This window comes from Segatella hominis (assembly GCF_004535825.1).
GTDB classification, from domain to species: Bacteria; Bacteroidota; Bacteroidia; order Bacteroidales; family Bacteroidaceae; genus Prevotella; species Prevotella hominis.
The window spans coordinates 124,996-138,529 of record NZ_SGVY01000006.1; the positions used below are offsets into that span (position 1 = coordinate 124,996).

The following is a 13,534-nucleotide window of genomic DNA, read 5'->3' on the forward strand; positions in this document are numbered from 1 at the left end:
TCTAAGTAACATGAAAAGTTTTTTTAATTTATAAAGAAAGAATGATGAAGAAAATGATTTTATTTGCTTTCATGACTCTGATGAGTCTTGGAACATTCGCACAGACAGCCCAGCAGGTTTTAAATAAGACTGCCAAAATCATAGGCAACAAAGGTGGCGCCAGCGCTAATTTCAGCCTGTCAAGTACCAAATACGGTTCCACTTCCGGCACCATCGCCATCAAGGGCAACAAGTTTAATGCCCACACTCCGCAAGCTACCGTATGGTATAATGGTAAGACGCAGTGGACTTATATGAAAAATACCAACGAGGTAAATGTCAGCAATCCTACACAGGCGCAGCAGATGTCAATGAACCCTTATACATTTATCAATATATATAAGACCGGTTACAATTCCAGCCTGAAAAATGCGGGCAGCAACTATGAGGTTCACCTGACTGCTCAGAACAAGAAGCGTACGGTGCAGGAATTGATTATCACCATCAACAAGAAAACCTACGTTCCTTCTGTCATCAAAATGAGACAGGGCAGTTCCTGGAGCACAATCAAGGTGAGCAATTTCAGAGCAAAGAATGTATCTAACAGCACTTTCGTCTTCAACAGCAAAGATTTCCCTAAAGCAGAAATCGTAGATTTGAGATAAAGCAACAAAAAAATGTAAGTCTTTTCAGACTTACATTTTTTCGTTTCCATACATTTCGTTCCACCAACTGTCATCATCCTGAAGCCACTTGGAGAACCAGGCAAAGATGGTATTCTGCCATTTGATACGCTTTTCATAGTCGATGATATGATGATCCTGACCATCTACCAGTACCATAGCCGTAGGTCGGCCTAAGACTTTCAGCGCAGTATAGAGTTGGATGCTCTCTCCTACCGGCACATTGTTATCAGCAGTACCATGCAGGAAAAGCAATGGTGTATGAATCTTATCAGCACGATAAAGCGGACTCTGATCTACAAAGAGATGCTTGTTGGTCCAAGGATATTCATTGGCCATAGAAACCTGGCTGTAGGAATATCCCCAATAGCCTTCGCCCCAATAACTGGTATGATCGCTGATACCGGCGTGGGAAATAGCTGCAGCAAAGAGATCCGTCTTGGTCTGAAGATACTGGGTCATAAATCCGCCATAGCTGGCTCCGATACATCCTATCTTCTTCCTGTTTACAAAACCATGTTCATCACAGAAAGCCTGGGTGCTGGCTATGATATCTTCAGCCACTCCCTCACCAGCCGTATCTACATGGCGGGCTGAGAACTTCTGTCCGAAACCGGTGGCTCCGCTTGGATTGACCACCAGTACCACATATCCCATGGCTGCATAGACATGATGCGGATAGCGGCTCTGGAACATACGACTCGTAGGACTGCAACCTCCATAATAGTTGACTACCATCGGATATTTCTTGGCTGCATCAAAATGAGGCGGCAGATAATAGCGGCAGCAAATGGTGTCGCCCTTTGCGTTGACATAATTCCACGCCTTGCATTCGCCCAACTGGACATCTTTCAATTCGCGGGCACTGAGGTCGTCTATCACCTGTGCTTTCTGCGCCTTGGTATTCATCCTGTAGAGGCGGTCGGCATTGGATGCACTCTGTCCTGAAAAAGCCATTTCGGCAGCAGAAGATGCCAGGGAGAAGGACTTGATATACTCTTCAGGCGACTTCAACAGGGCAAATTTTCCAGATTTCGGATTCAGTTGGAAAAGATGCACGCAGTCCTTGTCTTCAGCCGTAAAATAGATGTTTCCATCCACCTTGCTCCAGACTACATTCTGCACATTCGGATCGAAATCCTTGGTGAGCGGACGCACCTGCTGAGCCTCCTTTGACGAGGCAGACATCAGATAAAGTTGCGTATCTATCATGCTCGGAATCTGACCTTCTTCCACATTCTTGCCGATACCGTCAAAGGCCTCTGGAGAAGCACTTACAAGAATCGAGTTGCCGTCAGGAGAGAACAGGGCACTATTGATAAACTCGCCCTTATCCACCAGGGTTTCAGCCTGAAGGGTTTGGAGATCCAGTCTGTAGAGCGAGGTCAGGGTAGTTGGTCGCTTGGTGAGACGGTCCTCACTCTTTCCGATAAGCAGATAGCGAGAATCGGCAGAGATATCATTGAGATAGATGTTGTGATAACCGAAGGTGATAGGCTGGAAAATTCCGGATGCCAAATCATATTTTGCAAGATTGGAGCGATTGCGCCAGCCCGGTTGACGGTCATCTGGTTCCTTGATGTCATAAACCTGTGCATCCTTCTTCCTGCCCTCGGTAGTGACCGTATAGATCAGAGATTTCTCGTCGGGAGTAAACTGGAAGAAGCCTTCCGGAATATTTGTTGCCAAAACCTCACGTTCCATCGTCAGCGGATTGACAGTTACCAGCTGCTGACTGGAGCTTTCAGTTTCACAAGAGAGTGCGGAGCCAGCTGCGGCATTTCCATTAGCCTCAATAGCGCTTTCACTATTCTTCTGCACGAAATACATTTTATTGCTGCGAGGCATCCACTTCACGTTTTCCTGGAAAGAAGCAAGTACTTTGCCTGTCTGATAATTCCTCACCTCATTGATACTGTGGTTATTGCCCTGACGGTCCACCCAGGTCTTGTGCACAATCACGAATTTTCCATTCGGAGAAAGCGAAACACTTGAATAATTAGGCGCACAGATCACATCATAAATATTATATGCGCGCTTGGAAGAAGCTGATGGAACATCAATTTTCAGAGAATATTCTGAGTTCTGAGATGACAAAGCAGAACCTTCAGAAGACTTGACAGTCAGATCATTTCCGGTTTTTACCAGAACCTTTGCATCATCATTTGCAGCCAGATATTTGATTACTACCTGATGAGAAGAAGGCAAGAGAACCGTCTCAAACTGGTTTCCATTTCCCTTCAAAGACTCTCCATCCACAAAAAGTCGATACTCGCTGACACCTTCCACAGAGATCATCACTTTCATCCGGTGCCCATTGGAGAGACTGAAAGAAGCCAGATTCAGGGCATGCGGAGATGACGCGGAAGATAAGGAAGAAACCTCTTTCCCCTGATTCAAGGAAGTAAACGACAGCGGGGAATCCAACAGTTTTTCCATTGCAAACTTTTCTCCCTTAATATCTACGCTGTCCGCCATCCAAGGCAGACTGACAGGAAATGGACCTGCATATTTGAACTTCTTCACCTCGATGGTTTCAGCCTGAGCTGTCATAGAGGCACACAAGGCGGCACTGAAAGTGAGTGCCATCACGCCTTTCTTGCTTATAAAATGATGTTTATCTTTCATCGTTCTCTTGTTTATATTCGATTTTTTAATCTTGATTGTCAATATGACTCACTATAATTTCATAGCGAAAGCCAAACCCGTAGGAGAAACAGAAAGACTGATATTGTCTAACTTATCAGTCGTACTTTTTCCGCTGATATGGCCATCGTTGTCTGTTGTGGAATTTAGATGATTCTGGCTTTCTCTAACATTTTCTCCACCATTTTTCTTCTTTTTGCCCAAAATCAGATCACCTATCAGATAACCCGCCTCTGCCGAAGCCACTCCGATGGGAGCACCGGCCACGACATCACCCCAATGATGGCGGTTGCGGCGGATTCTATCTACAGCCACTCCCGCAGCTAATGCATACCCAGCTACGCCTATCCAGGGAGAAATCTTGCGGTATTCGTGCATCAGATTGGTGGCGCCACAAAATGCGATAGAGGTGTGTCCCGATGGAAAAGAACGGTTGTCAGTTCCATCGGGACGCATTTTATGAATGGTATGTTTCAGACCATAGGTGACTCCGGCATTCAGTCCGAAAGACACGACCGAAACCGTCAGTCTGCGCTTCCAGGAACTCTCCGCCTCTACATCCAGCAGTTTCAGTCCGAAGACCGAAGCCATGGGCACATACTGCAGCACGTCGTCAATGCCGTCGCCATGATACGTTTTGTAATGACTCGCACTCACTGGAACATCTGCCCCACCTGGAGTCTGAGAAAACACAGTTGACGATAGCAGCAGACCGGCTACTATCAGGTAATCTCTCAAATTTTTCATCATTGAAATTAATTTCAGTCTTATGCCATCATCGCTACACCTTTTATATATATAGGCGTAACGATGACAGATGTGATATATCACAGTTGGATTTCCACAACCTTGTCGATTTCAGTAGGAATGGCGCCTAAGTCGAGGATGATTCCACCATTGCATTTCTGCATCTTGAGCGGTTTCTTGCTCACAAAGTCAAATACCTTCTTCACCTTCCTGTTGCCCAAAGGAAGGAAGAGAGACTGGTCCTGAAGTTTCAGCACATGCACAAAGAGTCGGTTGCCCTTCTGGGTGGAAACACCCCAGTCGTGAGGAGCCACGATGCCCGCTCTCGTACCATATATCGTTTCACCGTATGTTTTCATCCACTCGCCCATTTCCGCCAGGCGCTGCAGCGCCACAGCAGGCAGTTCACCATCTGGCTGAGGACCGATGTTCATCAGGAGATTGGCATTCTTGCCCGCCGATTTCACCAGATAATGAATCAAGGTTTTGGTGGATTTATAGTCCTGATCGGTTATCTTATATCCCCACATCCCGTTCATGGTTTCGCAGGTTTCCAGCGGCAGTTTACTGATGTCCTGTCCCGACAAGCCCGACTTGTTTTCGCCAGGAAGATCACGCTCGAACATCTGGAAATCCTCTCCCTCAAAAGGCACCTGATGATGATTGTTGCCTATCATACAGGCTGGTTGGAGACGATGAATCAGCGCATATTGTTCAGGCAGCTGCCAGTCGAAATCGGGATTGATATCCTGATCCCACCAGCCATCAAACCATATAGCGCCTATTTTGCCATAATGGGTGAGCAGTTCGGTAAGCTGGTGGTTCATAAACTGGTAGTAGCTCTGCCAGTTACCCTTCGGATTCGGGCGACCGGTTCCCCTGCCCGTTCTTCCCTGCGGAGCATCCTCTCGATACCAGTCGATGTGTGAATAGTAGAGATGTAGGCGGATGCCCTGCTTGTGGCATTCATCCGCCAGCTCCTTGAGAATATCCCGCTTGAAAGGAGTTGCATCCACGATATTATAATCAGAATACTGGGTCTTGAACATGGAGAAACCCTCGTGATGACGGGTCGTGAAACAGATATATTTGGCTCCGGAAGCCTTGATGGCAGCCACCCATTTGGCAGCATCAAACTTAGACGGATAGAAGCCGCCAGCCAACTTAGCATATTCCTTGTAGTTCAAATCCTTGTTGGTCATCGTCCATTCGCCCGTTGCCAGCATACTGTACAAGCCCCAGTGCAGGAAGATTCCGAACTTGTCGTCCTGAAATTCCTGTCGCGACTGGAGATTTTCCTTTGTTGGCTGATAATGCTGCGCAGGGAGAACTGCAGACAATTCCACATTCTTAGAAAATTCAGAAGATGCTACAGAAGTGGAAGATGCAGCAGAAGCGGGAAATGCAGCAGATGCAGTATTTGCAGCAGTAGCCGAAAGAGACGAGCAGCAGAGAGCGAATGAGATTGCAGCTGCAAAAGACTTGGTTTCCAAATTCATTTTCTTTCCCATAATATTGATTTTATTTGTTGGAGACTTCTCCATATATAATAGGTAAACGCTATATGATATAGGTAAAACTCTTTTCTATATATTAAATAGAATAAGATGCAAGTGAGCAGATAAGAAATCAGATTTCCTCTACGATTTCACTCATATCCTTGCGCTTCTTTTCAGCATGCGGACAATCTTCGGCTATATGACCGATTGGAATGATGACAACTGCCTCAAAGCCAGGACGGGAGAAAAGTTGCTTCATCTTGTCGGTGTTATAATTGCAGACCCAGCAAGTGCCCAATCCTCTTTCGGTGGCAGCCAGGCAGAGATGTTCGGTAGCGATAGCCACATCGATGTCGCCATGAGCCTTTCCGTCGTATTTTCTCACCCAGTTTTCCTCCACATTTCTCATGCCAACGATATACATAGGTGCCGAGCGAAACCACTCTCTGTCATAGCATTCCTGCAGTTTCTGTTTTGCCTCATCAGAGCGCACGATGAGCCATTTCCAAGGCTGCTTGTTGACTGCCGATGGTGCCATGAGCACGCACTCCATGATGTAATCCAAATCCTCCTGACTCACAGCCTCAGAGGTAAATTTGCGAGCCGAAAATCTTTCCTGGCTCAAAGCTAACATATTTTTCATATCGTATCTTTCTTTTATAAATGAATCTTTTTCTTTAGAGATAAAAGTCATTATTTGAATAATGGTACAAAGATAGAAAGAAATTGCGAAAAAACAAAGAAAAGGCTCAATAATATAATAAGGTATGGTAAAATATTACATTTTCCTATAGAATCTGAGAGCACCCAATCCCTTTACCTGAGGATGAGAGAGGAGGATAAACTCACGGAGCAGGATTTCGGGATGGAAACTGACGGTCTCAAAATAAGGAATGCGGTCGGTATTACACTCGTAGATATTGCCAGTCTGGAAAGCACGCAGAGCCTTATATCCATCATATTCCTGCAACAGAGCAGCGCGGGAAAGCGGTTGTCCACCGAAATACTTGAATGCCCAGACATCCACCTCACTGCCCCGGGCAATCACCTGTTCCGGACTCAGCGAGAGACTTCCACTATGTTCATCGTCAGCAAAAATATATCTTGAATCGGCATCTTTCAGGAGAATACCCATCGTGCTTTTTCCGCCTGGCGAATACCATACGCTGCCCATTTTCCGCTCAGTCAAGACCGACAGACCTTTCGGCAACTTGGCAGCCTGCGTCTTAAGAGCAAGATATTCCTTCTCTATGGCTGCAAAAAGAGAATCCGCCGTATTCGCCTCAAAGAGCAAGCCGTAGAACTTGATCCACTCTGCCCTTCCGAGCGGAGAAGTTTCCATATAGTCAGCAGCTTCGATAATCGGGATATTCAGATTGTCAAGTTTGCCATAACCGCCACTGTTCTCAAAAGGAGAAATGAGAAGCGCCTCCGGGTGGAGAGCAATAATTTTCTCTACATCCGGCTGCATACTGGAGCCACAATCCGCTATTGGAAGGGAAGCGGATGTGGAAGACTTACCTGAGCCTGATTCTGATAGGGCAGAAGACTGGCGAGAGCCTGATTCTGATGAGGCGGCTGCAGGCTTTTCTAATCTTTTCTGAATATCCTCTATCAGAATATATTTGGAATCACAGACGCCCCGAATTGCATTTTGACAACCGAGTTCGTAAAGGAGCTGGCAATGAGGAGACGTAAATACCGCACTACTACAAATAGGAGTTCTCACAATATCGGCTCTACAACCGTCTGGCCCGGTCAAACCGAGAGAACCTGCCACGGTATGAGAGCCTGCTGCTCCACGAGATTCTGCCATGGCCTGAGAAGCACCCGCTACATCTTGACTTCCATTTCTGCCTTTCATCAGCATTTCGGCAGTTTCATCTCCCTTTTTCCCTTTCTTAATCAGGATATATTGGTGTAATACGGTCCCTTTCTTCCAGGGATTTCCTACATTCACCTCCGTAAATCCCTCATGCTCCACCATCGTAAGCAGTTGAGCATATTTCAGTCTGATCGTATCACCCTCATCCCAAGCAGCAGATTGTTTTCCGCCCTGACAGGAAGAGAGTGACAGAGAAAGGACAAACCAAAGCACAAGCAATCCGAAAAAAAGAGGAAAGCCGGAATGCTTACTCGCAGCAGAGGACTTCAAGCCTCCAACCCCATATGCAGCAGAGATCTTCATCCCGAAAACCACATTTGGAACTGATTTTTTCAAGCCAGAAGCCTTATCTGAATCTGAGAACTTCATCCCGGAGGCCCTATCTAAATCTGAAAACTTCATCCCAGTAGCCTGACCAAGAGCTGACGTGTCCAAGTAAATATCTTTTTCTAAAACGTTGTTCATATTATAATTATTTATGGGATTAATCATACATTTCTTACATGAATATTTTCCAAAAACATTCAAAAAAGGGACATGCAAAATGCACATCCCCTTACTCAATTTGCTAATATAGAGGAAAATAGTCTCACGACTACTTTACTTCCTCAAAAAGAATGATGCTAAGTTCTCACGAATTCACATCTTCAATACTATTTCTAATTTATTATATTTGTAATGATACTTTCTCTTTATAATGGACCGCAAAAACATGTTTGCATTTCGACATGTATATTTGCACAACGCCCAAGACATTCGAGTCGAGAGATATAACCTTTCTTCACAAATATCAATGATTGTCTGCTTGCCAAAGCCTGAAGCTTATGGCTGCAGAACTTTCTGGATGCAAAGATAACAAAAAAAATAAAATATCGCAAGAAAAAAAGAGTAAAAAAAATAAAACCTTAAATATTTTACCTGTAGAATTTAGAGGTATTTTGCTTGCAAAGCAACAAAATTTGCCTATTTCCTAAGTACAAATGACTTGATTGCGACTCATATCTCTGATAGATAGAATTCTGTGTTTCGGGATTACAGTGGGTGTCTTACTTGTGTACACTTGTCGTTTTACGGGGGCACAAAAGTGCCTTTACTCGAACCCAAAGTTGCTCTTACCTCAGCATAATAACGCCCTGCCTTAGGCACTTTAATATCTTGGTGAGTCAAGTGAAGGTTTTTTCTCATTTCGGTGTTCAATTTTTCTATTATTATATTCTCAAATCCCGCAACCATATAATGATGTAGCAATTAGATAAAATAGAAAAAGAAATTACCTCTTTTGAATAAATAGAAAAATTGTAGATAAAGGAATAAAAGCAGGAATTATTAAGCACAAAAAAAAATTGATTGTCTCACGACAACCAATCTTTTATTAACCTTAATAATCTAATACCATGAAAAACACATTGCAAAGGTACAAAAAAAACTGCAACCTGCAAGTGTTTTGCATAAAATATGTATTATATTTATATTTCGTTAAATCTTCCAAGAATCCATTTAAACTTTCTTTGCATTAAAATGGACTGCACCTTCATTTTATCTTCATTCGACAGTAATGGCAGGGATACCTGAATGCGAAAGGCTTGCGCAGTTGGGAGATACTCCGTCACATACATCACTGGCTCAAGCTTGCTCTTCAATTCCTCATACTCTTCTACACGCATCGTATCAGACTTAGGTTTAATATAACAACCTAACGCATACTGATCCTTAGCCAAATAGGAGGAAATTGGAAGTTGGCGCCAACCCTGATCATAGAAGCGAATTTCACTTTCCTTGGATGGAGCACGGAAGGTCTTGATCACGCAAAGAACAGAATCACCTGCCGAAGAAGGCAGATATATCATTTGCAGACGAGCCGCCTTGCTGGTAGTACACTCCAGATAATCATTCGTCAGCGTATCCATATCACACTCCTCACCCAAAAGATTCTTCACATTAGACTTCACGCCCATTTCCTCTAATTCCACCAACTCCAGACGGAGATTCCGGTCTAAGGTTGGAAGAAGAGAGTCTGGAATAGATACCCACAAATCTTTCAGCGACTTAGCCTGAACGGAAGTCACCAACAATACCACCCACAGAAAAACAAAAAGTTTCTTCATAATCTATATATATATTCATTAAATAAGCCTCATACACCGACTCACTTTACTATCAAGACGTGTACGAGGCTTTTATCTTATTTCCTACAGAAACCAATCAAGACAGGTCCCCTACAGGAATTTATTAATACTGGAATTTACCATAACGCAACTGGCAAGTCCATTTTCCCTGATAAGGAGAAACGAAAATCGTAAACAAACTGCCAATGCCCAATGGAGAACTACCTCCCTTATAGAAAGCTGTGCCACCATCTTCCTCATCATAAGAAACAGAATAGTGGGTTTCCATCTTCTTGGCCAAAGATTTCATCTTTGCAATAGCTGCAGCCTTGCTTGGACAAACAAAATAGAAACGAGCCTGATTCAGTTTGGTTGTTCCCTGAACCTCCTGAAAACCGAGTTCTACACGGTCTGCCTTGAAACCTTCAAACATCTCGTTGAGATAAACAAGTTTATCAGCACTCTGAGTTTTTGGTGTACCATAATCTTTACTAAGCTTTTGAACTGTCTCTTCGCAAGTAGAGCCGAATGCTACACCTAAAACATCGGCATCCTGTTTTGCGCTCGCTGACAATGAAGCAAACATTGCCAATGCAATTAATAATTTTTTCATGATTGTTATGTTGTTATACTAAAAACTGTCGCAAAGATACAATAAAATTAATATAAAACAAAATAAATCATCATTTTTTTTCAAAAAAGAGGAAATTTCCTAAGAAATAAAGAAATTTTCCCAACTGACATATTATTATTTCAAAAATTACCACAAAGCTACATTCCCTATTCCTCCATACTAAAATGCACAGAAATATTCATAGCCTTGAAAACTCTACCTGTGGTACTTCCGCCAAAAACGAATTAAGTGGAAAGTCCTCTGTTACAAGGACTTTCCACTTAATTTATTGAGAGTCAAATATTTGCTATTATTCCTCTACAGCAGCCTGCGCCGCAGCAAGTCTGGCGATAGGCACACGGAATGGAGAGCATGAAGCATAGTTCATGCCAACCTTTGCACAGAACTTAACTGATGAAGGCTCACCACCATGCTCACCGCAGATACCAGTACGAAGATTAGGACGGGTAGCACGACCATTCTCGACAGCCATCTTGATGAGCTGACCTACACCTTCTTGGTCGAGAACTTGGAATGGATCCACCTTCAAGATCTTCTTCTCCATGTATGCAGGAAGGAAAGAAGCGATGTCATCACGAGAATAACCGAATGTCATCTGTGTCAAGTCGTTAGTACCGAATGAGAAGTACTGAGCCTCCTCTGCAATCTGACCTGCAGTAAGGGCTGCACGAGGAATCTCAATCATGGTACCAATCTCAAACTCAACCTCTACGCCGTATTCAGCGAATACCTCCTTAGAAGTAGCGAGAATGATGGACTTCTGCTGCTTGAGCTCCTGAACTGTACCGATGAGAGGAACCATGATTTCTGGGCATGGATGGAATCCTTCCTTCTTCAACTCGCAAGCTGCACCAAGGATGGCGCGAGTCTGCATGGCTGTGATCTCAGGGAATGTGATACCGAGACGGCAACCACGATGACCGAGCATTGGGTTGTTCTCTGCCAAAGAATTCACACGCTTCTTGATTTCCTCTACGCTTACGCCCATTTCCTTAGCCATGGTCTCCTGACCAGCCAAATCGTGAGGTACGAACTCGTGGAGAGGTGGGTCGAGCAAGCGGATGTTCACGTGACAACCATCCATAGCCTTGAGGATGCCGTAGAAGTCAGCCTTCTGATATGGGAGAAGCTTGGCAAGTGCTTTTTCACGACCCTCTACAGAATCTGCCAAAATCATCTCGCGCATCGCAACAATCTTCTGATCATCAAAGAACATGTGCTCTGTACGTGTCAATCCGATACCCTTGGCACCGAATGCACGAGCTACCTCAGCATCGTGTGGAGTATCTGCATTGGTACGGATTTCCATCTTGGTATATTTATCGCAGAGATCCATCAGTTCCTTGAAGTCACCAGAAAGCTCTGCAGCCTTTGTCTCAATCTGACCAGCATAAACCTGACCTGTAGTACCATTCAAAGAGATGAAATCACCCTCCTTGTAAACTACACCTTCGATTTCAACGGTCTTAGCCTTATAATCTACATTGATAGAGCCTGCACCAGATACACAGCACTTACCCATACCACGAGCAACCACGGCAGCGTGGGAAGTCATACCACCACGAGCGGTAAGAATACCCTCAGCAGCAGACATACCAGCGAGGTCTTCAGGAGAAGTCTCGATACGAACCATGATGACCTTCTTGCCATCCTCATGCCATTCCTGAGCATCGTCTGCGTGGAATACGATCTGACCACAAGCAGCACCAGGAGAAGCAGGAAGACCCTGTGTGATGACCTTAGCCTTAGAAAGCGCCAACTTATCGAATACAGGGTGCAACAATTCATCAAGTTTCTGTGGCTCACAACGGAGGATAGCAGTCTTCTCGTCGATCATACCCTCGTGAAGAAGATCCATAGCAATCTTCACCATCGCAGTTCCTGTTCGCTTACCGTTACGAGTCTGGAGGAACCAGAGTTTACCTTCCTGTACGGTGAACTCCATATCCTGCATATCATGATAGTGGTTCTCCAACTTATTCTGCAGCGCATCCAGCTCCTTGTAAAGTTCAGGCATAGCCTCTTCCATAGAAGGATATTTAGCGACACGCTCCTCCTCTGAGATGCCTGCACGCTCAGCCCAGCGCTGAGAACCAATCTTTGTTATCTGCTGTGGTGTACGGATACCAGCTACTACGTCCTCACCCTGTGCATTGATAAGATACTCACCATTGAAAAGGTTCTCACCATTACCAGCATCACGAGAGAAACAAACACCAGTAGCAGAAGTATCACCCATATTACCGAATACCATCGCCATCACAGACACGGCTGTACCCCACTCTGCAGGAATGCCTTCCATCTTGCGATAGAGAATAGCACGCTCATTCATCCAACTATCGAATACTGCGCAGATGGCACCCCAAAGCTGATCCATAGGATTGTCAGGGAAATCCTTGCCAGTCTGCTGCTTGATAGCCGACTTGAATGCCTTAACAAGTTGCTTCAATTCATCTACAGACATTTCATTGTCCAGTGTGATACCGCGCTGCTTCTTCACCTCCATAATGATAGCCTCGAATGGGTCGATATCTTCCTTGTTGACAGGCTTCATGCCGAGCACCACGTCGCCATACATCTGTACAAAACGACGATAGCTGTCATAAGCAAAGCGCTCATTACCCGTTTTACGAGCCAAGCCCTCTACTACCTCATCATTCAAACCAAGGTTGAGGATGGTATCCATCATACCTGGCATAGAAGCACGAGCACCGGAACGTACACTAACTAAAAGAGGATTTTCCACATCTCCAAACTTTGAGTTCATCAAAGCCTCAATATGCTGAACAGCTTTCTCAACTTCATCTTTGAGAAGCGCTACTACATCTTCCTTGCCTTTTTCAAAGTATTCGTTGCACACATCTGTGGTAATTGTAAATCCTGAAGGTACAGGTACACCAATAAGATTCATTTCCGCCAAGTTGGCACCCTTACCACCGAGCAAGTTTCTCATGTCGGCTTTGCCCTCAGCCTTACCATTACCGAAAGTATAAACTCTTTTTTCGTCCATAATCGAATAGGTTCTAATTTATCAGTTATTGTTATTAAATTTTGTGATGCAAAAATACGATTAAAAATCGGTTCCACCAAACTTTTTACCATCTTTTTGCAATCTCGACATTACATTTTTAATTGTTTACGTACACACCATCTGCCGATAATAATTTATAAGCAAATTTGCCATTATTTTTACAAATCAACATATACCTTATTATATATAGTGGAGAAACTTGATGATATGAGCCCACTTTAAAAAGTAAGGCCTGTTTAAGATGTTTATATTTCACGATAATAATCTTCGATTTATGCCGTTATCTGGAGTATTTTTCGTATCTTTACACCATCAATCAAACAGA

The 13,534-nt window shown here is 44.2% G+C and carries 10 protein-coding genes; 2 read left to right on the forward strand and 8 right to left on the reverse strand.

Features of this window, described 5'->3' with window-relative positions:
* Positions 1-41 precede the first annotated feature (41 nt).
* Positions 42-644 carry a LolA-like putative outer membrane lipoprotein chaperone gene (locus EXN75_RS03810; protein ID WP_118118270.1) on the forward strand — a complete coding sequence of 201 codons (603 nt, stop codon included), beginning with the start codon at positions 42-44 and terminating at the stop codon, positions 642-644.
* Between the two features lie 30 nt (positions 645-674).
* Here the strand turns inward: EXN75_RS03810 and EXN75_RS03815 are convergent, their stop codons facing one another.
* From EXN75_RS03815 to EXN75_RS03835, 5 genes are all read right to left on the reverse strand, one after another.
* Entirely contained in the window at positions 675-3,290 is a 2,616-nt protein-coding gene (locus EXN75_RS03815) for a S9 family peptidase (RefSeq protein ID WP_246031279.1), read from the reverse strand.
* A gap of 51 nt (positions 3,291-3,341) precedes the next feature.
* The gene (locus EXN75_RS03820; RefSeq protein ID WP_246031280.1) at positions 3,342-4,058 is read right to left on the reverse strand and encodes a phosphatase PAP2 family protein; all 717 of its coding nucleotides are present in this window, start codon (positions 4,056-4,058) and stop codon (positions 3,342-3,344) included.
* 77 nt (positions 4,059-4,135) lie between these two features.
* Entirely contained in the window at positions 4,136-5,566 is a 1,431-nt protein-coding gene (locus EXN75_RS03825) for an alpha-L-fucosidase (protein ID WP_246031281.1), read from the reverse strand.
* A 118-nt stretch (positions 5,567-5,684) separates the two neighbouring features.
* Complete coding sequence (locus EXN75_RS03830; RefSeq protein WP_134842832.1) at positions 5,685-6,197, reverse strand: nitroreductase family protein; 513 nt, start codon at positions 6,195-6,197, stop codon at positions 5,685-5,687.
* Positions 6,198-6,332: 135 nt separating this feature from the next.
* Complete coding sequence (locus EXN75_RS03835) at positions 6,333-7,904, reverse strand: ABC transporter substrate-binding protein (RefSeq protein WP_167639439.1); 1,572 nt, start codon at positions 7,902-7,904, stop codon at positions 6,333-6,335.
* Positions 7,905-8,263: 359 nt separating this feature from the next.
* On the opposite strand from EXN75_RS03835, the gene EXN75_RS17585 reads away from it, so the two are divergent.
* A complete protein-coding gene (locus EXN75_RS17585) occupies positions 8,264-8,413 on the forward strand; it encodes a hypothetical protein (RefSeq protein WP_167639440.1) in 150 nt (49 codons plus the stop codon).
* 492 nt (positions 8,414-8,905) lie between these two features.
* On the opposite strand, the gene EXN75_RS03840 is transcribed toward EXN75_RS17585, so the two are convergent.
* The 3 genes from EXN75_RS03840 to ppdK form a co-directional block, all read right to left on the reverse strand.
* Positions 8,906-9,544: a DUF3256 family protein gene (locus EXN75_RS03840; RefSeq protein WP_134842834.1), complete on the reverse strand. Its 639-nt coding sequence runs from the start codon at positions 9,542-9,544 to the stop codon at positions 8,906-8,908.
* A gap of 124 nt (positions 9,545-9,668) precedes the next feature.
* Positions 9,669-10,157, reverse strand: coding sequence for a hypothetical protein (locus tag EXN75_RS03845; protein WP_134842835.1), 489 nt, complete (start codon positions 10,155-10,157; stop codon positions 9,669-9,671).
* A gap of 310 nt (positions 10,158-10,467) precedes the next feature.
* Entirely contained in the window at positions 10,468-13,188 is a 2,721-nt protein-coding gene (gene ppdK, locus EXN75_RS03850; RefSeq protein WP_134842836.1) for a pyruvate, phosphate dikinase, read from the reverse strand.
* Positions 13,189-13,534 lie beyond the last annotated feature (346 nt).